General features: G+C 61.1%; 23 protein-coding genes. 17 read left to right on the plus strand and 6 right to left on the minus strand.

All coding sequences use genetic code 11. The features are described from left to right. Together CFI11_RS22270 and CFI11_RS22275 are read left to right on the plus strand one after the other, a co-directional pair. Positions 1-819 carry a phytanoyl-CoA dioxygenase family protein gene (locus CFI11_RS22270; protein WP_165390371.1) on the plus strand — a complete coding sequence of 273 codons (819 nt, stop codon included), beginning with the start codon at positions 1-3 and terminating at the stop codon, positions 817-819. A gap of 18 nt (positions 820-837) precedes the next feature. After that, positions 838-2,094, plus strand: a complete 1,257-nt coding sequence (locus CFI11_RS22275; RefSeq protein WP_130409676.1) for an MFS transporter — start codon at positions 838-840, stop codon at positions 2,092-2,094. 15 nt (positions 2,095-2,109) lie between these two features. Here the strand turns inward: CFI11_RS22275 and CFI11_RS22280 are convergent, their stop codons facing one another. The 4 genes from CFI11_RS22280 to CFI11_RS22295 are packed head-to-tail and all read right to left on the minus strand — an operon-like array spanning position 2,110 to position 5,937. Next, positions 2,110-3,186: a Xaa-Pro peptidase family protein gene (locus CFI11_RS22280; RefSeq protein WP_130409677.1), complete on the minus strand. Its 1,077-nt coding sequence runs from the start codon at positions 3,184-3,186 to the stop codon at positions 2,110-2,112. A 2-nt stretch (positions 3,187-3,188) separates the two neighbouring features. Then, a complete protein-coding gene (locus CFI11_RS22285) occupies positions 3,189-3,641 on the minus strand; it encodes a GAF domain-containing protein (RefSeq protein WP_130409678.1) in 453 nt (150 codons plus the stop codon). Positions 3,642-3,699: 58 nt separating this feature from the next. Then, on the minus strand, positions 3,700-5,295 hold the full coding sequence (locus tag CFI11_RS22290) for an ABC transporter substrate-binding protein (protein WP_130409679.1): 1,596 nt from the start codon (positions 5,293-5,295) through the stop codon (positions 3,700-3,702). 21 nt (positions 5,296-5,316) lie between these two features. Beyond that, complete coding sequence (locus CFI11_RS22295; RefSeq protein WP_130409680.1) at positions 5,317-5,937, minus strand: helix-turn-helix domain-containing protein; 621 nt, start codon at positions 5,935-5,937, stop codon at positions 5,317-5,319. Between the two features lie 85 nt (positions 5,938-6,022). Between CFI11_RS22295 and CFI11_RS22300 the strand changes: the two genes are divergently transcribed. From CFI11_RS22300 to CFI11_RS22350, 11 genes are all read left to right on the plus strand, one after another. Beyond that, positions 6,023-7,036 (plus strand): ABC transporter permease, encoded by a 1,014-nt coding sequence (locus tag CFI11_RS22300; protein WP_254448992.1) that lies wholly within the window; start codon positions 6,023-6,025, stop codon positions 7,034-7,036. Next, a complete protein-coding gene (locus tag CFI11_RS22305) occupies positions 7,033-7,935 on the plus strand; it encodes an ABC transporter permease (RefSeq protein WP_130409682.1) in 903 nt (300 codons plus the stop codon). The genes CFI11_RS22300 and CFI11_RS22305 overlap by 4 nt, the downstream gene beginning before the upstream one ends. Then, positions 7,932-8,753 carry an ABC transporter ATP-binding protein gene (locus CFI11_RS22310; RefSeq protein WP_130409683.1) on the plus strand — a complete coding sequence of 274 codons (822 nt, stop codon included), beginning with the start codon at positions 7,932-7,934 and terminating at the stop codon, positions 8,751-8,753. The genes CFI11_RS22305 and CFI11_RS22310 overlap by 4 nt, the downstream gene beginning before the upstream one ends. Next, positions 8,750-9,478 carry an ABC transporter ATP-binding protein gene (locus tag CFI11_RS22315; RefSeq protein WP_130409684.1) on the plus strand — a complete coding sequence of 243 codons (729 nt, stop codon included), beginning with the start codon at positions 8,750-8,752 and terminating at the stop codon, positions 9,476-9,478. Before CFI11_RS22310 ends, CFI11_RS22315 begins: the two co-directional genes overlap by 4 nt. Before the next feature lie 475 nt (positions 9,479-9,953). Further along, positions 9,954-11,537 carry a peptide ABC transporter substrate-binding protein gene (locus CFI11_RS22320; protein WP_130409685.1) on the plus strand — a complete coding sequence of 528 codons (1,584 nt, stop codon included), beginning with the start codon at positions 9,954-9,956 and terminating at the stop codon, positions 11,535-11,537. Between the two features lie 59 nt (positions 11,538-11,596). Continuing rightward, positions 11,597-12,520: an oligopeptide ABC transporter permease OppB gene (gene oppB / locus CFI11_RS22325; protein ID WP_130409686.1), complete on the plus strand. Its 924-nt coding sequence runs from the start codon at positions 11,597-11,599 to the stop codon at positions 12,518-12,520. Then, a complete protein-coding gene (locus CFI11_RS22330) occupies positions 12,513-13,634 on the plus strand; it encodes an ABC transporter permease subunit (RefSeq protein ID WP_130409687.1) in 1,122 nt (373 codons plus the stop codon). Before oppB ends, CFI11_RS22330 begins: the two co-directional genes overlap by 8 nt. A gap of 1 nt (position 13,635) precedes the next feature. Continuing rightward, positions 13,636-15,246 carry an ABC transporter ATP-binding protein gene (locus tag CFI11_RS22335; RefSeq protein WP_130409688.1) on the plus strand — a complete coding sequence of 537 codons (1,611 nt, stop codon included), beginning with the start codon at positions 13,636-13,638 and terminating at the stop codon, positions 15,244-15,246. A 458-nt stretch (positions 15,247-15,704) separates the two neighbouring features. Beyond that, the gene (locus CFI11_RS22340; protein ID WP_165390372.1) at positions 15,705-17,225 is read left to right on the plus strand and encodes a sugar ABC transporter ATP-binding protein; all 1,521 of its coding nucleotides are present in this window, start codon (positions 15,705-15,707) and stop codon (positions 17,223-17,225) included. Then, complete coding sequence (locus CFI11_RS22345) at positions 17,222-18,235, plus strand: ABC transporter permease (RefSeq protein ID WP_130409689.1); 1,014 nt, start codon at positions 17,222-17,224, stop codon at positions 18,233-18,235. The genes CFI11_RS22340 and CFI11_RS22345 overlap by 4 nt, the downstream gene beginning before the upstream one ends. A gap of 26 nt (positions 18,236-18,261) precedes the next feature. After that, positions 18,262-19,302: a substrate-binding domain-containing protein gene (locus CFI11_RS22350; protein WP_130409690.1), complete on the plus strand. Its 1,041-nt coding sequence runs from the start codon at positions 18,262-18,264 to the stop codon at positions 19,300-19,302. 98 nt (positions 19,303-19,400) lie between these two features. On the opposite strand, the gene CFI11_RS22355 is transcribed toward CFI11_RS22350, so the two are convergent. Together CFI11_RS22355 and CFI11_RS22360 are read right to left on the minus strand one after the other, a co-directional pair. After that, positions 19,401-20,384, minus strand: coding sequence for a DMT family transporter (locus CFI11_RS22355; protein WP_130409691.1), 984 nt, complete (start codon positions 20,382-20,384; stop codon positions 19,401-19,403). Between the two features lie 247 nt (positions 20,385-20,631). After that, on the minus strand, positions 20,632-20,964 hold the full coding sequence (locus CFI11_RS22360; RefSeq protein WP_130409692.1) for a hypothetical protein: 333 nt from the start codon (positions 20,962-20,964) through the stop codon (positions 20,632-20,634). 105 nt (positions 20,965-21,069) lie between these two features. Here CFI11_RS22360 and CFI11_RS22365 point away from each other — a divergent pair, with 105 nt between their 5' ends. From CFI11_RS22365 to CFI11_RS22380, 4 genes are all read left to right on the plus strand, one after another. After that, positions 21,070-21,969 carry a LysR family transcriptional regulator gene (locus tag CFI11_RS22365; protein ID WP_130409693.1) on the plus strand — a complete coding sequence of 300 codons (900 nt, stop codon included), beginning with the start codon at positions 21,070-21,072 and terminating at the stop codon, positions 21,967-21,969. A gap of 100 nt (positions 21,970-22,069) precedes the next feature. Further along, the gene (locus CFI11_RS22370; protein ID WP_130409694.1) at positions 22,070-22,663 is read left to right on the plus strand and encodes a MarR family winged helix-turn-helix transcriptional regulator; all 594 of its coding nucleotides are present in this window, start codon (positions 22,070-22,072) and stop codon (positions 22,661-22,663) included. Then, the gene (locus CFI11_RS24865) at positions 22,653-23,825 is read left to right on the plus strand and encodes a P-loop NTPase (protein WP_130409695.1); all 1,173 of its coding nucleotides are present in this window, start codon (positions 22,653-22,655) and stop codon (positions 23,823-23,825) included. Before CFI11_RS22370 ends, CFI11_RS24865 begins: the two co-directional genes overlap by 11 nt. Beyond that, complete coding sequence (locus CFI11_RS22380; protein WP_130409696.1) at positions 23,818-25,083, plus strand: DUF6522 family protein; 1,266 nt, start codon at positions 23,818-23,820, stop codon at positions 25,081-25,083. Before CFI11_RS24865 ends, CFI11_RS22380 begins: the two co-directional genes overlap by 8 nt. Positions 25,084-25,241: the final 158 nt, after the last annotated feature.

Genomic DNA, 25,241 nt, shown 5'->3' on the forward strand with positions numbered 1-25,241 from the left:
ATGGTTGGACCTGAGGACATCGCGCATTACCGGGCCCACGGATGGTGGCTCAGCCCGCCTGTCCTGTCCGACGATGTGCTTGACACGCTTGCCTTCGGGATCGAACGCTATCGCCTGGGCGAGCGGGACCGGCATCTCGCTGTGGATCTGGGCGGCGATGGTGAAACCGAAGTCGTGGCGCAACTTGACTATCTTTCGCTGCAGATCAACGAATTCCTCGATGCGCTTCTGTCCTCTCCGGTCGGCGAAATGGCCGCTGCCTTGGCCGAGACCGAAAGCGTGCGCATTTTCCACGATCAGGTCGTGATCAAGCCGCCTTTCGATCCCAACCGCAGCGCAAAGGTCGGATGGCACAGCGACCGGGCCTATTGGTCGTCGTGCAGTTCACAGTCGATGATCACCGCATGGATCCCCCTTGAGGACGTGCCAGAGGAAAAGGGCCCCCTTGCGGTATGGGACGCAAGTCATACATGGCCCGAAACCGAGACGCTCCACTCTTTCGGCGATCAGGATCTGCAGACAATCGAAGCGCGTTTTGCAGACAAGGGTCACACTCCGCAGGTCCTGACACTGCCCATGACGCGCGGCCAGGTCAGCTTTCATCATTGCAGGCTGGTGCATGGTGGGTACCCAAACAAATCCTCTGAAGACCGGATCGCCTATGCGATCCACATGCAGGATGACGTCAATCATTATGTCCCACCCGCAGCGGCGTCCGGTCGAACCGGGCACATAAACGATCTGCTCTGCCGTAAGACCGCTGACAACAAACCGGATTACGCAGACCCTGAAACCTTCCCACAGCTTTGGCCCGTCTGACCGTACGAAAGGTCGGATTTGACCCCTCACCTGCCCGCGCGCAAGATCCTGGCCTTTCCAGGTTTTTTGACGGCCTCGGCATTGCTGCGGGTGGCGGATGGTATCGCTCTGGTCAGCCTGCCATGGTTCACCACGCTGCTCACCTCCGACGCCGCGCTGATCGCGCTGGTTCTTGGTATCACGCGGGTTCCCTGGCTGATCCTTGCAGTGCCCGCCGGGGTCTGGATCGACCGGCACCCCCGCCGGATGCTGCTTTTGGGGTCAATCGGCATCAGCATCGTGATCCTTCTGATCCTAGCTGTGCAAGCCAGTCTGATCCCGGAAAACAGCGGCCCCGCAGCCTCGACATCGGCGCCGCTGCTCGGTTTCTTCACGCTGATTTTTCTCGGAGGCGCCACTCAGGTCATGCGCGAAACGGTGGAGCAGACCGTTCTTCCCGATATCGTTTCGCCAAAAGATCTTGAGCGTGCCAACGGGCGCCTTCATGCCGCCTATCTGATCTGCGGCTCCATCCTTGCACCGGCGGTGGCCGGTTACCTCTTCTCCATCGACTATTCCGTTCCCTTCGTGGTTCAGGCCCTGCTCCTGACATGGGCCGCGCTCTTATTGCGGCGGATCCCCGGCGCCCGCTCATTCAGCCGCGCCGCAAGCAGCAATTTCTGGTCCGACATGATCGCAGGTCTTCGGCTGGTGGCGGCCAATGCGCTTCTGGGCCGTCTTGCGCTGATCCTCGCCGTTCTGAACGCTGCGACCGGTCTTGCCTTTGCGCTACTGGTCCCCTTTGTGCAGGAAACGTTGTCGCTGGATGCCTGGACTTACGGTCTTGTGCTCATGATCGCGGCCATTGGCGCCCTTCCCGCCGGTTTGTTCGGGCATTGGATTGTCCGTTTTTTGTCGGCGCGTCTGACCTTTATGCTATCCCTTGGCTGCTTTCCGATTGCCTTGGGGTTGCTTGCGACAGCGGATGATCTGCCAACGATCATTATCGCGCTCTTTATCGAGACATTTGCCTCGGTCCTTCTCAACATGCTCACCATTTCCTGGCGCCAGCGGATGGTCGCACCAGAGATGTTGGGCCGGGTGAATGGTGCCTACCGGATGATCGTATGGGGCGGTCTGCCTGTCGGCTCGTTTCTGGCCGCTGGCCTGATCGCACTGCTCGCTCCGGCCTTTGGCACAGAAGAGGCGCTGCGGCTATCACTTGCCGCAAGCGCGGCGGTCTGCATCTTTGTCAGTGGCCTCGCTTTCGTCCTGATGCGCCGACACGCGCCATAACCAGCAGGCGGCCTATCATGCGACGTGAAGGGTGCGGGGCAGCTCGGACAGGATACGGCAGCCTGTGTCGGTGACCACGGCCACCTCTTCCAGCCGGATGCCGAACCGTCCGGGCAGGTAGATGCCCGGCTCGATGGTAAAGACCATACCCTCCTCCAGCACCAGCGGGTTGGAGGCAGAGATATAGGGCGGCTCGTGCACCTCGCTGCCAAGTCCGTGACCGGTGCGATGGGTGAAGTATTCTCCGTAGCCCGCCGCTGTTATCACGTCGCGTGCCGCTGCATCGACTGTTCGGGCTTCGACCCCGGGCCGGATCGCATCAAGGGCAGCTTTGACAGCGGCGTCCACGATATCATGGACTTCGGCATATCCCTCTGGCGGCTCCCCTAGGCAGGCCATTCTGGTAATGTCGGAGAAGTAGCCGTCCTTGGACCCACCGATATCGACGACGATGGCCTGGCCCGGACGAACGATGGTATCGCCGGTATGGTGATGCGGATAAGACGAATTAGCGCCCGTACCGACGATGGAAAAGGCCGTCCGGGCGCCGTGCTGTTCAAAGACATCCTTTGCAACATCGGCAAGCGCGTCTTCAGTCAATCCGTCGCGAACGGCTGCGCGGAGAGCCGTTTGCGCCGCATCGGCGATGAGCGCGTTTTCCTTCAGCGCGGCCAGCTCTTCTGCATCCTTCACCATGCGCAGCGCGCCCAGCGTTTCGGTCCCGAAAGCTCGGGCCACATTGGGCAGGGCGTCCAGGACCATCAAGGCGTGATCGGCGCGCATGGCCTCGTCCAGCGCGATCCGACGTGGGCGGGAACCCACGGCCTCCAACGCGGTCTCAAGGGCGCTGCCCGGACCGTCCGCATCGTGCCATTCCCAAAACGGCAAATCCGTGTGCTGACGTACGTCGCCGGCATTGAGCGCAGGCATCACAAAACCCGCCTTGTCCAGTCCCACCAGAAAAAGGCAGGCCCGTTCATCGGGATGCGGCATGAACCCCAGAAGCCAGCGCATATGCGCCCCCGGCGCGAGGGCGACCAGATCTGTTCCCGTCGCCTCCATTCTGGCCCGCAAACGCTCGAATCTGGTCATGCTCACTCCTCCATAGATACTTGATCAAAGGCACTGATAAGCGCCCTCAGGTGATCAGTGACCACCTCGTTGAGCCCCGCAACCCGATCCTTGGTAAAAATGTCCCGCGCGCCCAAAACATTGACCGTGCCGACCACCTGGCCGTCAACCGAGACGGGGATGTTCACCGCAGCCTCGCATCCCAAAGCATTGATCAGGGCATGATCGGCGAAATAGGGGGCAAACTCTGCCGTGCTATTGGCGACAAAGACCTCTCCCCTGTCGATCACTTGGGCGGTCCAGGCGTTCGCATTGACGGGCTTGGTGCCGGTCACCGGATAATCGTTTGCGTTGGATGAATAGACCCGGCGCGCAAGCTGACGCTCGCTGTCGAGGATGGTGACCGTGAAGAGCGTCGCCCCGGACGCGGCTTCCACAGCGCGGTGTAGCGCAACAAAAGTATCTGCGGGGCTCATGCTCTGCCTTTTCTGGTCCGCACCGGGGGCGGCGAAATCCGCCCCCGGAATGGGGTCATTACTTCTTTTCGGTCAAGCGATAGAACACGTAATCCGAGCTTGCGCCATTCACATAGCCCTGCACCTCGTCCGCCATGGCAACCTGTTTGATGGCTTGGAACATGACGACAAAGGGCGCCTCTGTCTGCATGGCCTGCTGAAGCTCGACATACATCTGGTTGCGGGTGTCCGGATCACGCTCCGCCAGGGCGGCCAGCGTCTTCTGGTTGATGTCCTCCGGTGGCATCCATGCATTGCGCCAAGTGGTGGTCGAGACATATGCGTCATCGGAATTATCGGCGTTATAGGCAAACGCCTTGGCGTTCGAATGGGGATCCATGAAGTCCGGGCCCCAGTAAAGCAGCATGCCCTGATGGGTCCGCGCGCGATACTTGGTGATCACCTGCGCACCCGTTCCCGGCAAGATTTCAAAGTTGATCCCCGCCGGCGCGAAGGTCTGTTGCAGGCTCGCGGCAATGTCGGTGAACGGCGCCGCGTTGATCACATCAAGCTCGATGGTGATCGGAAGCTCCATGCCGCTTTCCGCGAGGATCGCCTTGGCCTTTTCCGGATCATAGGTGAAGGGCGTGTCGGTCAGCGCGCCCGGGAAGCCTTCGGGCCAGAAGGCCTGATGCACATCCATCTGTCCGGCAAGGAAACTGTCCGCCATCCCTTCGTAGTCGACCAGATAGCGGGCCGCTTCCCATAGCGCGGGATTGGTCAGCGGTTCATGCTTCTGGTTGAAGCTGAACCAGTGCACCGCGGTCTGCGGATAGGTCTCCACCCGGATCCCTTCATTACCGGACAAACCCTCGATCTGGTCGGGGGTCAGGTTCTTGGCCATATCGACATCATCCGTCTCAAGCAAAAGCCGCTGGGTCGCCGCTTCGGCCACATGACGGATCAAAACACGCTCAATCGAGGGCGCGCCGTCCCAATAGTCCGAATGGGAGGCGAGCATGAGCACTTCGCCCGGTGCGTATCTGGTCAGTTTGAAGGGACCTGTTCCCGCGCTGTTCTGGTTCATCCAGGCGTGGCCCATCTCGCCATCGACCTCATTGGCCATCGCGGTCTCCATGTCGACCACGGATGCGGGGCGCGATGCCAGAACGTTCAACACGAAAGAAGGCGCGAAATCCCCCTCCCAGCGGGCCGTCACGGTATTGCCTTCCGTGGTGACCATCTCCTCGATATTGTCAGCGGTCCAGCCGAGATTGCCGAGGATAAAGGCCGGGGCCTTGTTCAGGACCAGAACGCGTTTCCAGCTGCCCACAACGTCTTCACCGCGCAAAGGGTTTCCAGAGTGGAAGGTGACGCCATCGCGCAGCGTGAACGTGACCGTCTTCGCCTCGGCGTCGATCTCCCAGCTTTCGGCCAGGCCGGGCGCGAGCGTCGTAGTGTCTTTGGCGCCGTACTGGACGAGTTGGTCATAGGTATTCGTGACATATTCACCGGACGAAAACTCGTAGGCTGTCGCCGGATCGATGGTGACGATGTCGTCGATGTTCTGAGCCACCACGAGCGCATCTTTCGGGGTCTCCGCAATCGCGGGCGCGGTGCTGAGCGCGATCATACTGACCGCGAGGGCTCTTACAAAAGTCGGTGCGAAGGTCATTAATCTCTCCCGTTGGTATCGTTATGTCTGCGACGGCTCCGGCTGCAGCCGCTTGACGCTTGGCCCGATCAAGCCGGGCGATGTTCCGGTCCAAAGCAACCGGGCCGGCCCTTCGCCGACATTGGCGAAGGAATGCGGAGTGTCGCCCATGAAATGCAGGCTGTCGCCGGGATGCAGCACCAGCGTCGCCTTGCCCAATGTCTGCTTTACCGTGCCATCCAGCACTACGATCAGCTCCTCACCGACATGCGCGGTGACTTCCGAGGCATAGCCGACCGGAATGTGGATGATCAGGGACGACAACGTCCCGCCCGGCAACACAGTCGAGATGCGTTCGTAATGCAGCGACGAATCCGCCAGAGCAAACCGGTCCCGTTCCCCGGCCCGTGTGACGCTGTCCGCCGGGCGCGGGGTGGCAACAAAGAAATCGATGTCGACATTCAGCGCCCCAGCAAGGCTGGCCAGGGTGCCCAGACTGGGCGTTGCAAGGTCACGCTCCACCTGGCTGAGGAACCCGACCGAGATGCCGGCCTGATCTGCCAGCGCTTGCAAGGTCAAACCCGCCTTGCGCCGCAAATCGCGGATCCGGCCCCCAAAAGCGGGCGGCTGGGCTGACTCGGGCTGTCGTTGGGATTGGGACATGATTCCTCCTGCCACAAAAAACGTAGTAAAAAAATTTTGATCAGTCAAAAATTCTTTGCTAGGTTAACAAAAAACGGACATTGCGTTGACCCGCCTCCTGCCCGCACTCAGCCTTATTCTGACATTGCTCCTGACGTTTCTGGGGCTCTTGGCGATCACCTTCCTGATTGGCCGGGTCGTGCCGATTGACCCTGTGCTTGCCGTGGTCGGCGACCGCGCAAGCAAGGAGACCTATGACGCGGTCCGTGCCGCGATGGGGCTGGACGACCCGCTGATTGTCCAGTTCGGGCGCTATGTCTGGCAGGTTCTTCAGGGGGATCTTGGCGTATCCGTCGCCACCGGCCGGGCCGTCGCCGTGGATCTGGCGCGTGTCTTTCCCGCAACTCTGGAAATGGCGACCATCGGCATCATCATCGGCGTGTCGCTGGGCGTGCCGATGGGTGTTTTCGCGGCCGCCCGCCAGGGATCCTGGATCGATCAGGTGATCCGGGTGATCGGGCTTGCCGGATACGCCATCCCGGCATTCTGGCTGGGCCTGGTGGGGCTTGTTCTGTTCTACGCTCAGCTACGCTGGGTGGGCGGGCCGGGGCGCATTGACCTCTTTCTTGACGGGATGGTTCCGGTGAAGACCGGGCTTTTGCTGGTCGACAGCGTGCTTGATCGCAATTGGGAGGCCCTTCAAAGCGCCCTGTCCCACATCGTGCTGCCCGCGACGATCCTGGGGTTTTTCGCCCTTGCCTATATCGCGCGGATGACCCGGAGTTTCATGCTGGAACAGCTCTCGCAGGAATACATCATCACCGCACGGGTCAAAGGCGTGCCGGAGCGGCTGATCCTCTGGCGTCATGCTTTCCGGCCGATCCGGGTCCAGCTCATCACGGTGATCGGGCTCAGCTATGCCGGGCTTCTGGAAGGTTCGGTGATGATCGAGACTGTGTTCAGTTGGCCGGGCATCGGAAACTATCTGACCACCGCGTTGCTGAACGCGGACATGAACGCGGTGCTGGGCGCCACGCTTGTCATCGGCACGGTCTTCATCGCCATCAACAAGGGATCGGACATGCTTTACCGGCTGTTGGATCCGAGGGCACGCACATGATTTCGCGCGCGTGGCTCCTGTCGGACGATCCCGAAACCCGTCTGCAGTCTCGGTTGGGGCAAGCCTGGCGATTGATGCGGGCTCTGGCGCGCAATGGCCTCGCGATGGTCGGCCTTGCAATCGTGGTGGCGCTTCTCTTGATCGCGGCCTTCGCACCCTGGCTGGCCCCCTATTCTCCTGTCGAGGGTGTTCTCGCGAACCGCCTTCAGCCCCCATCGGCTGAGCATTGGATGGGAACGGACGAGCTTGGCCGGGATATCTTGAGCCGCGTGATCCATGGCGCGAGGATCACGTTGATGATCGTTCTTCTGGTCGCCGTCATCGCCGCGCCGCTCGGACTGCTGATCGGTGTCGTTGCTGGGTATTTCGGCGGCTGGATCGACCGCGTGCTCATGGGTCTGACCGACATCTTCCTGTCGCTGCCAAGACTGATCCTCGCACTGGCCTTCGTCGCCGCACTGGGGCCCGGCATTGAAAACGCGGTAATCGCCATCGCCATTACCGGTTGGCCGATCTACGCGCGCATCGCCCGTGCCGAGGTTCTGACGTTCCGCAATTCCGAGTTTCTGGACGCCGTGCGCATGCAGGACGCATCGGCCTTTCGCATCATAAGACTTCATGTCATCCCTCTGTGCCTGTCTTCGACCATCGTGCGCGTCACTCTCGACATGGCCGGCATTATCCTGACAGCGGCCGGGCTGGGCTTTCTTGGTCTGGGCGCGCAGCCACCCTTGCCGGAATGGGGCGCGATGATCTCGCGCGGGCGGGCCTTCATCCTTGATCAATGGTGGGTCGCCACGATGCCCGGCTTTGCCATCGTCATCGTCTCTCTGGGCTTCTGCCTTCTTGGCGACGGCTTGCGGGATGTGCTTGACCCGAAAGGCCGGAGCCGGGGATGACATTGCTTCACGTCGACAATCTGCGCGTCACCTTCCCGTCCGATCATGGCCCGGTCGAGGTTGTGCGCGGTCTCTCCCTGACCCTGGGCCGGGAAAGACTGGGGATCGTGGGCGAAAGCGGTTCGGGGAAAAGCATGACGGGCCGCGCCATCATGGGGCTGATCCCACTGCCGGGCCGCGTCACGGCGGACCGCCTCGAATTCGAGGGAACCGACCTCAGAACCCTCTCTGAACGGGACTTTCGCGCAATGCGCGGGGCACGCATGTCCATGGTTCTGCAGGATCCCAAATTCAGCCTGAACCCTGTGATACCCATCGGCGACCAGATCGCCGAAGCGTTGGAAGTCCACGGCGCCCTCTCCGCCCGTCAGCGCCGGGTGCGGGTTCTTGAGGTTCTGGAGGCCGTGCGGATCGCGGATCCGGAGCGGGTCGCGCGGCTTTATCCCCACGAGATCTCCGGCGGGATGGGGCAGCGGGTGATGATCGCGATGATGGTGGTTCTTGAGCCGGCCCTCATGATCGCAGATGAACCGACCAGCGCACTGGATGTGTCGGTCCGGGGTCAGGTGCTCGACATTCTGGACGATCTGGTGCAGCGGCGCGGGATGGGTCTGATCCTGATATCGCATGACCTCAACACGGTTGCCCGCTGGTGCGACCGCATCATCGTGATGTACCAGGGCCGCGTGGTCGAGGAACTGGGCGCGGGCCAACTGGAGGCGGCGGAACATCCCTATACACGGGGCCTGCTGTCCAGCGTGCCCCGGATGGATGAAACCCGTGATCGTCTGCCGGTTCTGGATCGGGGCACGTTGTGATCGGAGTAGGCGATCTGACCGTGCGTTTCGGCCCGACAACCGTATTGCACGATGTCTCCTTCTCGGTCGCGGCGGGCGAAAGCTTTGCACTCGTCGGGGAAAGCGGTTCGGGGAAATCCACGATCCTCAAGGCTCTTGCCGGACAGATCTCGGACTGGGACGGCACCCTCGAAATCGCGGGAGAAACGCTCTCTCCCGGGCGCCGTGCCCGGCTGGCTCGCAAGGTCCAGATGGTGTTCCAGGACCCTTACGGCAGCCTGCATCCACGTCGCAGCCTCGACGACACTCTGTCAGAGCCGCTGATCATTCACGGCCTGCCGGATCGCGATGCCCGTGTTCTCGCCATGTTGGACGCCGTTGGATTGCCACGGCGCTTCCGCTTTCGCCTGCCACATCAGCTTTCCGGCGGACAACGCCAGCGCGTCGCCATCGCCCGCGCGCTGATGCTTGGCCCCCCGGTCTTGCTGCTGGATGAGCCGACAAGCGCCTTGGACGTCAGCGTGCAGGCCGAGATCCTGAACCTGCTCAAGGGCCTTCGCGAAGAGAGGCAATTGACCTTCCTGCTTGTCACCCATGACCTTCCGGTTGTGAGCTTTCTCTGCGACCGGCTCGCGATTTTAAAGTCGGGCCGGATCGAGGAACAAGCCGGGGTCGACGCGTTGCGCACAGGTCGGTTCGAAACGGAATACGGTCAGGAACTCATCAAACGCTCCCGCGATGGCTGAACACGGCGGATTCCCGCCCGCAGGGCCTGACAGCACTGCCCCCTTGAACTGAAAGAGCGGGGCGGAAAACATATCTGCCGACGCGCATTGGCGTCGGCCCAGAGATCTGCACCGGCAATCCGCGCCTTTGGCTGCCGTTCCAAGGCAGAATTCCCGAGTTTCGATCGCATGGTATGCTCGATTGACCTCGCGGGCGGCCGTATCGCGCCGCAGCGCGCCTTGGGGTTCGCGAACCACCGGTAGAATCCGGTTCGGGGCACCCAAAAGCACTCGATCCATGCAATCCTTTTCTTGCATTTCTGGACATGGGCCTCCCCTCGCCCTCGACGCATAGAGGGGTATCAAAGCTCGACATGCATTTGTCTGGGACGCCGGTTGCCATGTGAGCGCGATCGTGACGTGACGGTCCTCAGGACCCGTCGGTGCCCGACCTCTGCCCGAGCTTATGGAAACCAAACAGGAAAGGATCCCCTTGATGTTCCACAAACCCATGCATTCCGGCCTGCTGCTCAGCGCCGTTTTTGCCCTGAGCGTCGGCGCGGCGCAGGCCCAGACTTATGTCCGCGGCAATTCGGGCGATCCGGAGACGCTGGATCAGCACAAGACCTCAACGGTTGTCGAAGGGCATGTGTTGCGGGACCTCTACGAGGGTCTTGTCGTCTATAACAGCGCGGCCGAGGTCGTACCCGGGGTCGCCGAAAGCTGGGAGGCATCCGAAGACGGCACGATCTATACGTTCACCCTGCGTGAAGGCGCGAAATGGTCGAACGGCGATCCGGTCACGGCAGACGACTTCGTCTTCTCGCTCAATCGCATCATGCGGCCCGAAACCGGCGCAAAATACGCCAACATTCTCTATGCCATCAAAGGCGCGGAAGCGATCAACAAAGGAGAAGAGGCTGAGTTGGGGGTGCGCGCCATTGATGACCGCACGCTGGAAATCACTCTGGAAAATTCAACACCCTTCTTCATCGAGCTGCTGACCCACCAGACCGCCTTGCCCGTGCATCCGGCAAGCGTGGAAGAATACGGCGCCGATTTCGTTCGACCCGGCAACATGGTGTCGAACGGCGCCTATTCGCTGGTTTCGTTCACGCCAAACGATAAGCTCGTCATGGAAAAGAACGAGATGTTCCACGACGCTGAAAACGTGGCCATCGCGCGTATCGAGTATACGCCGTTCGAAGACCGCGCCAACTGCGCACGCCGCTTCCAGGCCGGCGAGGTTCATTCCTGCGACGACATCGCGGCCGAACAACTGGCCGATCTGAAGAGCCGTTTGGGCGAGAAGGTCCAGATCCATCCGTATCTGGGCGTCTACTATTACGGCATGAACTCCACCCGGGAGGGGATCAGCGATGTACGCGTGCGTCAGGCGATGAGCATGGCCATCGACCGTGAGTTCATCGCCGAAGAGATCTGGGCCGGCGCGATGCTTCCCGCCTATGCTTTGGTCCCGCCGGGCACCGCCAACTATGTTGAAGAACCGCCGCAGCTTGAATATGCTGGCATGGCCATGCTCGACCGTGAAGACCAGGCGATCGCACTGATGGAGGAAGCGGGTTTCGGTCCGGACAATCCGATTACGATCGAGATCAGCTACAACACCTCGGAAAACCACCGCGCGACCGCCACGGCGATTGCCGATATGTGGGCCCCTCTGGGCATCAACGTCACGTACAATGTGCGTGATCTGTCCGCCCACTACGCCAACCTGCGCGACCAGAAAGACCACGATGCCGCCCGTGCCGGCTGGATCGGAGACTATTCGGATCCGCAGAACTTCCTGTTTCTGAACCGCGCGGACAATCCCGGCTTCAATTACGGGCTTTACGACAACCCGGAATATGACGGCCTTCTCGACAAGGCGGCAGAGACGACCGATCTGACCGAGCGTGCCCAGATCCTGGCCGAGGCCGAGGCGCTTTTCCTGCGTGACGTGCCGCAGATCCCGATCCTCTTCTATTCCTCGCTGAACCTTGTCTCGGACCGATTGCAGGGCTGGCAGGGCAATATCATGGACGTGCATCCCACACGCTTCCTGAGCCTGAGCGAATAAGATCGACACAAGACCGTCCGGACAAGCTCCGGGCGGTCTTTTTGCAGGACCCCTTTTTCATGCTTCGATACGCCCTGAGGCGCCTTCTGGGCGCCGTGCCGACGATGTTTCTGATCATCACGGCGGCTTTCTTTCTGATGCGCGTGGCGCCTGGTGGCCCCTTCGACCGCGAACGCACGCTGGAAGCCACCGTGATGGAGAACCTCAACGCGACCTTCCACCTCGATAAGCCCCTTTACGAGCAGTATTTCCGATATCTGGGAAACCTGTTCCAAGGCGATCTGGGGCCAAGCTTCATCTATCGTGACTTCAACGTGCAGGAGCTTCTGGCCGCTGGCCTGCCGATCTCGATGACGTTGGGCGGTCTGGCGCTGCTGCTGGCCTTGGTCATCGGCGCCCTGTTGGGATGCATCGCGGCCTTGCGGCAAAACTCTTGGGTCGATTACGCGGTCATCGCGACGGCGACCATCGGCATTACCGTTCCGAACTTCGTGGTGGCCCCGGTCCTTGCCCTGCTGTTCGGTGTCTGGCTGGGTCTGTTGCCCGCCGGGGGGTGGGGCGGCGGCAATCCGGCCAACATGGTCCTGCCCATCATCACGCTGGCGCTGCCGCAGATCGCCGTCATCGCACGCCTGATCCGCGGCTCGATGATCGAGGCGCTCCGCTCGGATCACGTGCGCACGGCCCGGGCTTATGGCCTGCCCACCCGTATGATCGTCATCACCCACGCGCTGCGTGCAGCCTGCCTGCCGGCGGTCACGTATCTTGGACCCGCCGCTGCCGCACTGCTCACCGGTTCTATCGTGGTCGAGACCATCTTTGGCCTGCCCGGCATCGGACGATATTTCGTTCAGGGCGCGCTTAACCGTGACTACACGCTCGTGATGGGCACGGTCATTATCGTCGCCCTCTTCGTGGTGGTCTTCAACCTGATCGTTGACCTGCTCTACGCCGCACTTGATCCGAGGGTTCGCTATGACTGAGGCACTCGCCAACGCGGCCGAGGCAAAGGGCCGCTCCCTCTGGGCCACTGCTTTCTACAGGCTGCGCCGCAACAAGGCGGCGATGGCCTCTCTGGCCGTTCTGATCTTCTACATCCTGGCCGGTATCTTCGGCCCTTCGCTCTCTCCACACCACTACGCCACGGTTTACCGCGACTATGTCAAAGTCCCCGCGAGCCTTGAGGCCTATCCGCGTGAGGAACAGATCATTCCTCAGGCCGAGCGGGCCTTGGCCCGTGCCCGGGTTGACCTGCAGGAGGTGCGGCTCAACGGCAACACATTGGTGGTGGAGGCAACCTCGCCCCGTGAAATCGACGAACGGATCGTGCGGTTTCTTGATCGCTCGGACCTTTTCTCGGGCGCGCAGGTGGCCGAGCTTTCGCCCGATGGCACCCGCATCGTGATGCAGGCGGACGTCGAACGGCTCTATTTCATTTTCGGCACCGACGCCAACGGTCGTGACCTGCTGTCGCGGATCCTGATCTCTGTCCGCGTGTCGCTGATGATCGGTGCGCTGGCCACCGGGGTCGCGCTTGTCATCGGCGTGCTTTACGGCGCCACGGCGGGCTATGTCGGGGGATGGGTCGACAACGTCATGATGCGGCTTGTCGATATCCTCTACTCCCTGCCCTTCATCTTCTTCGTGATCCTTCTGGTCGTCTTTTTCGGGCGAAACGTGATCTTGATGTTCATAGCCGTGGGGGCCGTTGAGTGGCTTGACATGGCGCGGATCGTTCGAGGGCAGACGATCTCCTTGAAACGACGCGAATTCGTTCAGGCCGCAGATGCGTTGGGCGTGGGATCCGGCGGGATCCTGAGACGGCACATCATCCCCAACACGCTGGGTCCCGTGATCATCTATACCACCCTGCTGATCCCGAAGGTGATCCTGCTGGAATCCTTCCTGTCGTTCCTGGGCCTCGGCGTTCAGGAGCCGCTGACCTCCCTCGGGGTGCTGATATCCGAAGGGGCGCGGGATCTTCGGGGCGCGCCTTACATGCTCCTCTACCCCTCCATTGCGCTGACCATACTGCTCTTTGCCCTGAACTTCCTGGGGGATGGGCTGCGCGACGCGCTTGATCCAAAGGACCGCTGACATGGCCGATCCCCTGTTTCAGATCGACGACATCAAGGTCACCTTCGACACCCAGGACGGCGATGTCTCCGCCGTGCGGGGCGTGAGCATGAACATCGCGCGGGTTGAGGCCGTGGCCGTCGTTGGTGAAAGCGGATCCGGCAAAAGCCAGGTCATCATGGCCTCTATGGGCCTTCTGGCCGCCAATGGCCGCGCCACCGGATCCGCCCGGTTTCAGGGCCAGGAACTGATCGGGCAGCCCAAGCGGGTCCTTGACCGGGTGCGCGGCTCGAAGATCGCGATGATCTTTCAGGAGCCGATGACCTCGCTCGATCCGCTTTACACGATCGGGCGCCAGATCGCCGAGCCGCTGCGCGTGCACGGCGGCCTGAGCGCACGAGCCGCGCGCAAGCGGGTGCTGGAGCTTCTGGAGCTGGTCAAGATCCCCAATCCCGCGCAGCGCATCGACAGCTATCCGCACGAGATGTCGGGCGGTCAGCGCCAGCGGGTGATGATCGCCATGGCGCTTGCCAACGATCCCGACCTCCTGATCGCGGATGAGCCGACAACGGCCCTGGATGTCACGATCCAGGCTGAAATTCTAAGCCTTCTGGCAGAGCTGCAAGAGCGTCTGGGAATGGCGATCCTTTTCATCACGCATGATCTGACAATCGTGGAGGCGTTTGCCGACAGGGTGTATGTGATGCGTCATGGGGAGGTCGTGGAGCACGGCGTGACCGACGACATCTTTCTGCGTCCACAGCAGGACTATACCCGCATGCTGCTTGACGCCGAACCCGAGGGCAGCAAGGATCCGGTGCCCGACAGCGCCGAAAAAATCCTTTCGGCAAAAGGCATGAACGTCGTCTTCCGCTCGAAGGGAGAGGATATCGCAGCGGTGAAGTCCGTCGATCTGTCCCTGCATGCCGGCCAGACGCTGGGTGTGGTCGGGGAGTCCGGGTCCGGCAAATCGACACTGGGCCGCGCGATGCTCAAGCTGATCCCGGCCGAAGGGACCGTCGTCTTTCAGGGTGCCACCATTGACGCGATGAGCCGCGCGGACCTGCGTCCGTTGCGCAAAAAGCTCCAAATGGTTTTTCAGGATCCCTATGGCTCGCTCAGCCCGCGCATGACCGTGGGGCAGATCATCACCGAAGGCCTGTTGGTTCACCAGCCCGACCTGTCGGACGCCGACCGGGATCAAGCGGCCCGCGACGCGCTCAGGAACGTCGAACTCGACCCCGGTGTCCGAAATCGTTTCCCGCATGAATTCTCCGGCGGGCAGCGCCAGAGGATCGCCATTGCCCGGGCGCTGGTTCTCAGACCCGACGTGATTGTTCTGGACGAGCCCACTTCGGCGCTGGATCGATCGGTGCAAAAGCAGATCGTGACCCTGCTCAGGGATCTGCAGACACGTTTTGGCATGTCCTATGTGTTCATCAGCCACGACCTCGCCGTCGTTCGTGCACTGTCGGATTACGTCATGGTGATGAAAGAGGGCAAAGTGGTCGAAGAAGGGCCAACGGAACAGATATTCGATCGCCCCGAAGCGGACTATACAAAGCGGCTGATGCGAGCGGCCTTTGAATTGAAGGATGTCCTTTCTGACCGCATTTTGCGCAAGACCGCCTAGAGGCCCCTGTACCGCTCCACGAGGGGCGGTGCGGATTTCAAAAAGCGAGGTGTCCCGGCTCAGCCTTTTTAGGAACCGGTTCTCAGAGCCAACCGGCACGATAGAAGAGGCCAATGCGCGGGCGTCCAGACTGATTTCGGCGCCCCTTTGCAGACCAAGTCTGGTTTTGAACCTTGGGGGCAAACAGGCCCAAACATGTTGTGCCAGGCATCGCGCTTGCTCGACCGTCAGGGGGCTGTCACGCCGTTGATGCAACACCCCCGGAATCCCGCCAATCTGTTTGTCGCGGTTTTCGCGATTGAGGCTCGCATTGCTTCCTCAAGGAGGAAGAGATCTTAATATACTGTTTTATAATAATAGTTTTTCAGCGCACACGCAATATCAACAAATGTCAACTCAATTGACAATGTTGTTTCCTCCCGTCTATCCTGATCCAGGGCCGCTTGGGGAGGGCTGCGTTGTCCACCGAAACATTGAAGATCGAGGGATTGCAAAAGTCCTTTGGCAGCAATCATGTCCTGCGTGGCATTGATCTGTCCCTCGCTGCGGGCAGCGTAACCGTCCTTATGGGCGCCAATGGCGCGGGCAAGTCGACGCTTGTTAAGATCATTTGCGGGTACCACACGGCCGACGGGGGCCGGATGACGCTCGCGGGACGCGCATTCACCCCGGCGGACGCTGCGGACGCCATCGCACAGGGCGTGGTCACGGTTCACCAATCCATCGATGACGGCGTCGTCCCGGAACTGGACGTCGCGAACAACCTGATGCTGGATCACCTGGTCAAGAGAGGAAACGGCCTTTTCGTTCGAGAACGCTGGCTGCGCGAGGAAGCCCGCAAGATTGCGGCCTCCATGGGGATCGAGGTCGATATGCGTGCCCGTGTCTCGGATCTATCCGTTGCCGACCGGCAAATGATCGCGATCGCCCGAGCCATGGCGCGATCGCCAAAGGTCCTTATTCTGGACGAACCCACATCCTCTCTGTCCGCCGCTGAAGCGGATCGTCTGTTTGAACTGATCGACCGGCTTCGCAAGCAGGGCGTGGCCATCCTTTATATCTCACACCGCATGTCCGATATCCGGCGCGTTGCGGATCGGATCGTTTGCATGAGGGATGGAGAAATCTCCGGCCTTTTTGACGAAGCGCCGCTTGATTACGAGGCTGCGGTCACAGCGATGCTGGGGCATCGGATGACCGAGGTGGATATCGAGGTGGAGGATGGCAAAAGCCCCATCTTGGAGCTTGACAACATCACCTTGTCTGCGGGCGGTGCGCCCATTGATCTGACCGCACGGGACGAAGAGGTCGTCGCGCTGATCGGTCTGCTGGGCAGCGGCAAAAGCCGACTTGCCGAGGTCATCTTTGGCATCACCCCGCCGGCGGGCGGACATATGCGGATCGACGGCAAAGACTATCGTCCCAACTCGGTCCGGCAGGCCGTTGCACAAGGTGTTTTCATGTCGCCGAAAGACCGTGGCAGCAACGCGGTGATCCCCGGTTTTGACATTGCCAACAATATGACCTTGCCTTTTCTCGGAGCGTTCAGCGCCGGGTCGTTTCTGCGATCCGGCAAACAAAGAAGCCGCGCCCGCGAAATGGTCGAACATGTCGGGATCGTCTGTCAAAGCCAGGCAGATGACATCGGCACCTTGTCGGGTGGCAATCAGCAAAAGGTCATGATCGCCCGTTGGTTGATGCAGCCCTGCCGGGTCCTGTTGCTGGATGAGCCGTTTCAGGGGGTCGATATCGGCGCGCGGCGCGATATCGGCGCGAATATACGGGCCTCTGCCCAAGGGCGCGCGACGCTGGTCTTCATGGCAGAGATCGACGAGGCCCTGGAGATCGCGGACCGTATCGTGGTGATGAGCGAATGCGCCGTCGTCAGCACGCACAAAAACGAACAGGTCGATCTGACCGCGCTGGTTTCGGACATCACCGGAGGTTCAGCGGCTTCACAAACAGGCACAGACTTATGAACGACCGGCTGCTCAACTTCGCCATCCGTTACGGCTTTCTCATCCTGCTCGCGGGGCTGGTGATTTACTTCAGCGCGGCTGCGCCCGGCTTTTCAAGCCCCCGTTCGGCTGTCTTTGTTCTGCAATCTGTCGCGATCACGGGGATTCTGGCCCTCGGCGTGACATGTACGCTGGTGGTCGGCGGGTTCGATCTGTCGATCGGCGCGGTCGCGACCTCGGCCTTGATGCTGTCGGCCTATTCGATGGTCATCCTGGAACATCCCGCATTCATTGCCGTCCTTCTCTGCCTGGTGATGGGCGCGTTCGTGGGGCTGATCAACGGCCTTTTGATCGTGAAATTCCGCGTTCCAGATCTATTGGCAACCCTGGGCATGATGTTCCTGTTGATTGGTTTGCAGCGCATCCCGACGCAGGGCAATTCCATCGCGACCGGCATGGCCCTTGCCGATGGCGCCGTAGCAGAAGGCGCCTTTTCGCAAGCGTTTCTTTGGCTTGGGCGTCACCGCTTCGATCTTGTGATCGAAAGACTTCTGCCCGTGCCGGTGGTCGTCTTCCTGGTTATCGCGGTATTGATCTGGCTCTTCCTCGGCTTCACGCGTCACGGACGGCTGATGTACGCAATCGGTTCGAACGAACGGGCCACCGCGCTGGTTGGCACGCCGGTCAATCGCTACAAGGTGGTGGCCTACATGATCTCTGGCGTGACCGCTTCGATCGGGGGGATCCTTCTAGCTGCCCGCCTCGGGCGTGGGGATATTGCGAGCGGGAACAACCTTCTGCTGGACAGCGTCGCGGCGGCACTGATCGGGTTCGCCGTACTTGGCGCGGCGCGTCCCAACGCCTTTGGCACCGCGGTGGGCGCACTGTTCGTCGGCATTCTGTTGCAGGGCATGACCATGATGAACGCGCCCTACTATACCCAGGACTTCGTAAAGGGCCTCGTGCTGGTGGCAGCGCTGGTTTTCACCTTTTACCTATCCTCGCGCCGAAGCGGCGCGGGGCATTCATAAAATCAGCAATTGGGAGGAGAAACAAAATGCTGAAACGGAGCTTCCTAGCGCTTACAAGCGCCGCGACTTTCACGCTCGGCACGATGACGGCAACAGCGCAGGATATGCCCGCGCCATTTGACAATCAGGGGGACGTGAACATTGCCCTTGTCCGCTACCTGTCCACCGGCGACTTTTTCCAGGCCTACCTGTCTGGTGTTGAAACACAGGCCGCGGCATTGGGTGTGAACCTGCGGGTCTTCGACAGCCGTCAGGATGCCGCGTTACAGGCCGATATGGTCGACCAGGCCATCGCACTGGGCGTGGACGGCATTGTCATCCAGCACGGGCTGACGGAATCCATGAAGGAGGCCGCACAACGGGCGGTCGATGCTGGCATCAAGGTCGTCGCCTTTGATGTTAATGTCGAGAACGACGCGATCCCGCAAATCGAACAGTCTGATTACCTTTTGGGCAAGATGGCCCTTGATCAGGCTCTGAAAGACAACGGTGATGCCTTCACCGCAGGCTATGTTTACGTGCCGGGTATCGCCCCGCTGGACCGGCGGCACGTCGCGTGGGAAGAGGTTAAAGCAGCAAATCCAGGCATCACCGAGGCCGCGCAATTTGGAACCCTGGATAATCCCATCGCGAATTCCGTGGCGAACCAGGCCCGCGCGGTTCTGCAGGCCAATCCCACCATCAACGTCGTCTTCGCGCCTTATGACGAGTTTGCCAAAGGGGTAAAAATCGCCGTCGACGAGGCCGGTCTGACCGATGACATCGACATCTATTCGGCTGACGTCTCCACCGCCGACATCTCCGCCATGCGGGAGCCGGGATCGGCATGGGTCGCGACTGTGGCCACCAATCCAGCCGTAGTTGGCGAGGTTTCTGTCCGCGCATTGGCGCTGATGCTTGCGGGTGAGGATCCGGGGGCAAGTGTGATCATCCCGCCAACCCTGATCACCCAGGACTTTCTGAACGAACAAGACATCAAGAATATGGATGACCTCGGCGCCAAGATGCCTCAGTTCCAGCATGCCGACGTGGCCATGGCCGACTGGATGCCCCTGCCGCCTCGTTGACCGAAGACATGCATGCCCGTCCTGAGGTTCGACTTTGGCGAAACCGGGACGCAGCGACCCAAATTCCGGCGCCCTTTCAGCGCGCCGGACATCGCATGTCAGATCATCTTTCTGACTCTCTCGTTACGACAGGTCGAGCGTCTTGGCGGCAGGTCGTCTGACGCAGGTGGCGTGCACCTTTCGGTCGCCGGGACAGGCACGACCCGGGCTGTCAGCGTCAGCCCCACCGAAAGTGCCGCCACCACCAGACCCAGAAGGGCGGCTTCGTTCAGGGTCTCTCCGAACAAGGCCCATGCCATGATCATCGTGACCGGCGGTGAGAGATAGGTCAGACTTGCCACTCGTGCCGCGGGAAGCTGGCGCAGCAAGACAAACATCAGGCCATAGGCGGCAAGCGAAACAACCAGCGCCAGCCAGATAATCGAGAAGACCAATCCAACCGACCAATCCGCCCGCAGCCCCTCCAGCCCGATGGCCAGCGGCGTCAGTACAAGCAGCGACGCCGTACAATGCCAGAATGTGACCAGCACCAGCGGTATCTTCGGTCCGCCATCGACATTCGCGCTCCGGTCGATGAGCGAGGCGATGGTAATCGCGATGACCGCAACGAAGGGCAACAAATAGGCCAGAACAGATCCTCCCAGGGCTAGGCCATCTCCGATCACGATAGCCACGGCGAGCAGACCTAAACCCAGCCCCATCCACTCTCGCGCGGACACGCGCTCTCCGGTCATTCGGACCGACAAGGCTCCGGTCATGATCGGCTGCAAGGCGGTGATGAACGCCGCAAGCCCTGCAGACAGCCCCAGATCAATCGCGCCAAGGACAGACGCCAGCCAGGCGGCATGCGCCAGGGCACCGACGACCATGTGCCTCAGCAAGACGCCGCGTGGGATCCGTTGCCAGTTTCGCGTCAGCGTGACGATCAGCCCAAGCACCGCGACCACCAGTACATATCGCCAGAACAGAACGGTGAAGGTTCCGGCATAGTCGAGGCCAAATTTGGCCCCGACAAATCCTGAACTCCACAGCACAACGAAGAGGCCGCATAGCAGGGGCAAGGCTGTGATCCGGGCTGTCATCTCACACCCCCCTGCCCTTCGCCTGCGTCAAGGGCACGAGGTCCACGCGATGAAAGATGGCTGCTGATCAACAGCATCTCCCTAGAAAGGCACCTGCGAGAGAGTTGATTTTCCGGCGCGTTGATCCGTTCAGCCAACGCGCGCCAAGCGCCATACCATGTCGGGACCAGATCAAATGGCTCCGTTCGAAGCGGCCGGTTGGCCAAGTTTGCAGAGCGCAGGAGCGCCAGATGCCTAGCTTTCTCCATCAGAACCGGAACTCCGCGTCGTGTTCCGTCAGAATGCGAAAGGCCGTAATGCTAAGCGCTGCCTCTCCATCATTCGCCGTTACACCAGAGTAAGAGAAACCGTCTATCGCCTCAGAATAGTCACTGCCACAGGCCTTCGGTTCGACCGGGACATCCACGTGAATTTGTCTGTCGTGAGCATTCCTACGCAGCCAGCTTTGCTCAAAACGGCTGTCGGAGGCTTCGTCGGGCCAGCGGATCTGAATGCCGTCGATGCAGAGCTCTGTATGTGCTGTTCCAAAACCTGCGGCAATGACGCTACCGCCTGTAAAGGTCAAATCGTGTCTGCCCATTTTAAAACGCCTCGCTTGCTCTCATGGCTAAACTGGAGCGCTACGGGCATTCACAGAAGATTATGAATATGCCACACTCCTTTGCGTTTTACGCAAAGGCTGGCGATGGACATTCTTGGCGATCTGGAACTCTTTGAAGAGCTGGCCGAATTGGGCAGCTTCTCTGCTGTGGCACGGCGCCGAGGCCAGGCACCGTCCAGCGTGTCGCGACGCCTCGACCGGCTCGAAGCCCATCTGGACCAACGCCTATTCAACCGCGCACCCACCGGGCTGTTTCTGACGGCGACCGGCGCGCGCAAGCTGGCCGAGGCCCACGCCCTGACCAAGGCCGCCGCAGCCTTTGGCGAAACCAGAGAGGCGCGGGGCGAGCTGACCGGGCACGTCGTCGTCTCCGCGCCGTCAAGACTGGGCACCGTTGCCGTGGCACCGGTGGTGGCTGACTTTCTGATCGAAAATCCCAATGCGTCGATAGATCTGCACCTCACGGACGCGTTTCTGGATCTGGATCGGAAACGCATTGATCTGGCGATCCGGATCGGCGGCACGGTGCCCGATCACTATCTGATCCGGCGCATCGCCAGCAATGTGCGCATCCTGATCGCGACACCCGATTATCTGGCCAGCCACGGCCCTTTCGATACGGTGGAAAGCTTGGACGCAAGTCATGGCCTGATGCTCGGCAACACGCCCGTCTGGACCTTGACGTCAACCGAAGGACGCATTCATGTCGCAAAGCCCAAGGCCAGGCTGCGTTGCGTTTCGGGTGACGCCGTGATGCGCTTTTGCGAGGCCGGTCTGGGTATCGCGCTCAAGTCAGCCTGGGATGCCGCACCACTGTTGGATGCCGGCGCTTTGGTCCGGGTGCTGCCCGGCTGGAAGCAGGAAGAACTGTCGGACATCATGATGATCCTCCCGGATCGCCGGCTGATATCACCGACATTGCGGGCACTCGAACAGCGTCTGGCCGAAGACCTGGGCAAGCTCACACGGATCGCACTTGATTGATCCTGCTATGGATCCTTTGCCCGCCTGTCCCGCCGCCTTCCCAATCGAGATGAACTTTTGACATCTTGTCAATTTAGTTTCGATTCGCTATCATTTATGTATGGCGCGTGAAATCAATCACTCCAAAATGATCGCGGAGCTGCTGGTCCATATCGGACGGGCTTCGCGGAGCGAGGATGCGGGCACCGACCTGACAGCCGCGCAATGGACCTGTTTGCGTTTTTTCGCGCGGGCCAATCCCAGCACGCGCACCCCGTCGGCCTTTGCCAGCTTTCAGGCAACCACACGGGGGACGGCCTCCCAAATCGTCAAGGCGCTTGAAAAGCGTGGCCTGATCGCGCGGAAGACGTCGCCGACGGACGGGCGCAGCACATGCCTGGAACTGACCGAGACAGGGCACAAGGCGCTTGCCGCTGACCCGCTGGAGCGGCTGATCAGCGCCGTTGACATGCTGCCGCGCACGGAACGGGACGCTTTTTTGAAAACCCTCTCGAGCCTGGTTTCCACGCTGGCCGATCTGAGAGGCGCGCAAGCCTTCGGGACCTGCGGCGACTGCACTCACTTCACCCCGTCCGGTACGAGTGGTTATTGCGCTTGCATGGCTGCGGAAGTTGCAGCCGAAGACATTCAAAAGCTCTGCGCAAGTTACAGCGGAATAGAACGCGGGCAGAAAGGACACCCAGATGGCATCTGATGACACCAACACTGCTCCGGGCCGGATGATCGCGATCAGCAGCGGCAAAGGAGGTGTCGGAAAGTCGACCGTCACCACAAACGTCGCGGTTGCACTGGCCCGTATGGGACTGCGCGTAGGCATTGTCGATGCCGACATTTATGGCCCGTCCATTCCCGGCATGCTGGGCATACCGGTGGGCACGCCTCCAGCCATGTCTCCGGACCGCAAGGTGATCCCCTCCGAAGCCTTCGGGATCAAGGTCATCTCGATGGCGATGCTGTCCCAGGATGACAATCCCGCCATTCTGCGCGGACCAATGGTGACCAAGTACCTTCAGATGTTTGTCCGACAGGTCGATTGGGGGCCGCTCGATATCCTTTTGCTCGATCTGCCACCGGGCACAGGGGATATTCAGCTAACCCTCGCGCAGGCCTTTCCGCTGACCGGCGCGGTCGTGGTCAGCACGCCGCAGGATGTCAGCCTAAAGATCGCCCGGCGCGGTCTGCGCATGATGGAGCAGGTGAAGGTTCCGATCCTTGGCGTGATCGAAAACATGAGCGGATTTACCTGCCCCTCCTGTGGAACGCTAACGCATATCTTCCATCAGGGCGGCGGTGCTGCCATCGCGGCGGAACTGGGTGTGCCGTTTCTGGGCAAGGTCCCGCTAGATCCGCATGTGGTGGACACGGGCGATGCCGGCACACCTCTGGTCGATGCCGCGCCAGACAGCCCCGCCGCCGAGGCTTATCGCCAGATCGCGGGCGCCCTTTCGGGCGGCTCAGGACCGGTCGGCGGTGTTGCCATGCCTTTTGCATGGACCATCACAGACGAGAAGAGCCGGCCAAGCGTCTCTCCGGTCGAGCCTGGAATGGCGCCGGATCGGCTTGCGGATGTCGACTATGATGCCACCGGGCTGGCCCTCAGCTGGGCGGATGGCCGGGTGCAACGGCTCAGCCCTCGTGATCTGCGCATAAGCTGTCAATGCGCCGCGTGCCGTGAGGAGATGACGGGGGCCGCCCTTCTCGACCCGTCGACCGTCCGGCTCGACATTCGTGTCACGCGGATCTGGAGTGTGGGTAACTACGCCCTCGGCATCTCCTTCAGCGATGGGCATGATACGGGCATCTATACCTTCAAGGCCCTGCGCGAGATCGAGGATGCGGAGCTGGAAGATGTCTGAAGAAGCCTCCCGCCTGCGTATTCGCGCCCAAGCCTCCGCACGGGACCCTAGCGTCATGGGCTTTATACTCGACGCGCCGCTGACAGGCGCGGACGCGCATTTTGCGTCCAACGAAGACGCCCCCCTACCGCGCACATTGCGGGGCATCGCCGGTGTCGGCACGGTCGAAGTCTCAAACGCGACGATCTGGGTGCGCAAAACCGAAGGCGCCGCCTGGCCGGATCTGAAACCATCCATCGCTGCGGGCATTCGCGCGGTTCTATCCTCGACGCCCGATCCTCTTGGATCCACCCTGCAAGAACAGACGGATCACGACCCCGATGCGGTGCTTCTTTCATCGGTGCGGGATCTCTTGGACCGGCAGGTGAACCCGTCGGTTGCCGCCCATGGAGGTCATATCGAGGCCGAGAAGGTAGAGAACGGCACCGTTTTCCTTCGCATGTCCGGTGGATGCCAGGGATGTGCCGCCTCCGCGGCGACCTTGCGCGAAGGGGTCGAGCGGATGTTGCGCGCGGCCCTGCCCGACCTGCAGGAAATCGTTGACGTCACCGATCATGAAGCCGGCAGCACGCCCTATTACGCGCGTGAAAGCGGAACATCACCCGTTTTCGAACGGCCCGTCCCGGCAGGGGCGCTCAACTGGAATGAAGGCCAGGTGATGGTCGACCCCGACTTTCTGGCCCCGCGTCTGGGCCTGACGCCTGACGCCTTGCGCGCGGGCCTTCAAAACGGCGATGTCGTCGGCGTCACGGAAACAGGGACAGACGCCGATGCCGGCAAAACCAGGATCATACTGCGCAGCAGCACGCGGGCCTGGGCGGCCGAGATAGACACACAAGGGCACGCACGTGAAATCCCGCCACCCAAGGTGATTGATGCAGCCTCCGGCGCGGAGCGCAAGCTTGCCGCACGCATCCGGGCCTATCTGATGTCACAGCCTGGCGGGTCTGAGCCGCTGACCTACCGAGCCCTGGCGCGCGCGATAGGTTTGTGGGCGCCCGGCTCGGTGCGCAAGATTACGAAGGCGCTTGAGGCAACGATGCGCGATGACGCCCGCGCAAATCGACCCTTCCTCGCCGCCCGCGTGGTCAGTCGCGCGGGGCAAGGGCTGCCCGGACAGGGCTTTTTTGATCTGGCGCGCAGCCTCTCCCGAGGCCCGGAAGAGAGCGAAAGCGATCGGGACTTTCATATGCGGGAGCTTCAGCGGCTTGAGGAGCAGCGAACAGTTCCCGACTTGACGGAGCCCTCCCCGCGATAGTCCTGGCTCGGCCTATCAGAAGACAAGGACGCAAGGGCAACTCTAACGGCCGACGGATCAGGGCAATACCTTAGCAGCCAAGTCTTTCCACCTGCCCAAGCACATCAACGACGACAGTTCCCTTGGCTATCAGCATGTCTTGAGTGCCGCTGTTGCAA

Origin of the sequence: Thalassococcus sp. S3 (genome assembly GCF_004216475.1) — a bacterium.
Lineage (GTDB): Bacteria > Pseudomonadota > Alphaproteobacteria > Rhodobacterales > Rhodobacteraceae.

Coding starts and splice junctions, on each gene's coding strand:
- CFI11_RS22270 (WP_165390371.1), top strand. CDS start 1: ATGGTTGGACCTGAGGACATCGCGCATTACCGGGCCCACGGATGGTGG.
- CFI11_RS22280 (WP_130409677.1), bottom strand. CDS start 3,186: ATGACCAGATTCGAGCGTTTGCGGGCCAGAATGGAGGCGACGGGAACA.
- CFI11_RS22285 (WP_130409678.1), bottom strand. CDS start 3,641: ATGAGCCCCGCAGATACTTTTGTTGCGCTACACCGCGCTGTGGAAGCC.
- CFI11_RS22290 (WP_130409679.1), bottom strand. CDS start 5,295: ATGACCTTCGCACCGACTTTTGTAAGAGCCCTCGCGGTCAGTATGATC.
- CFI11_RS22295 (WP_130409680.1), bottom strand. CDS start 5,937: ATGTCCCAATCCCAACGACAGCCCGAGTCAGCCCAGCCGCCCGCTTTT.
- CFI11_RS22305 (WP_130409682.1), top strand. CDS start 7,033: ATGATTTCGCGCGCGTGGCTCCTGTCGGACGATCCCGAAACCCGTCTG.
- CFI11_RS22310 (WP_130409683.1), top strand. CDS start 7,932: ATGACATTGCTTCACGTCGACAATCTGCGCGTCACCTTCCCGTCCGAT.
- CFI11_RS22320 (WP_130409685.1), top strand. CDS start 9,954: ATGTTCCACAAACCCATGCATTCCGGCCTGCTGCTCAGCGCCGTTTTT.
- oppB (WP_130409686.1), top strand. CDS start 11,597: ATGCTTCGATACGCCCTGAGGCGCCTTCTGGGCGCCGTGCCGACGATG.
- CFI11_RS22330 (WP_130409687.1), top strand. CDS start 12,513: ATGACTGAGGCACTCGCCAACGCGGCCGAGGCAAAGGGCCGCTCCCTC.
- CFI11_RS22335 (WP_130409688.1), top strand. CDS start 13,636: ATGGCCGATCCCCTGTTTCAGATCGACGACATCAAGGTCACCTTCGAC.
- CFI11_RS22345 (WP_130409689.1), top strand. CDS start 17,222: ATGAACGACCGGCTGCTCAACTTCGCCATCCGTTACGGCTTTCTCATC.
- CFI11_RS22350 (WP_130409690.1), top strand. CDS start 18,262: ATGCTGAAACGGAGCTTCCTAGCGCTTACAAGCGCCGCGACTTTCACG.
- CFI11_RS22355 (WP_130409691.1), bottom strand. CDS start 20,384: ATGACAGCCCGGATCACAGCCTTGCCCCTGCTATGCGGCCTCTTCGTT.
- CFI11_RS22360 (WP_130409692.1), bottom strand. CDS start 20,964: ATGGGCAGACACGATTTGACCTTTACAGGCGGTAGCGTCATTGCCGCA.
- CFI11_RS22365 (WP_130409693.1), top strand. CDS start 21,070: ATGGACATTCTTGGCGATCTGGAACTCTTTGAAGAGCTGGCCGAATTG.
- CFI11_RS22370 (WP_130409694.1), top strand. CDS start 22,070: ATGGCGCGTGAAATCAATCACTCCAAAATGATCGCGGAGCTGCTGGTC.
- CFI11_RS24865 (WP_130409695.1), top strand. CDS start 22,653: ATGGCATCTGATGACACCAACACTGCTCCGGGCCGGATGATCGCGATC.
- CFI11_RS22380 (WP_130409696.1), top strand. CDS start 23,818: ATGTCTGAAGAAGCCTCCCGCCTGCGTATTCGCGCCCAAGCCTCCGCA.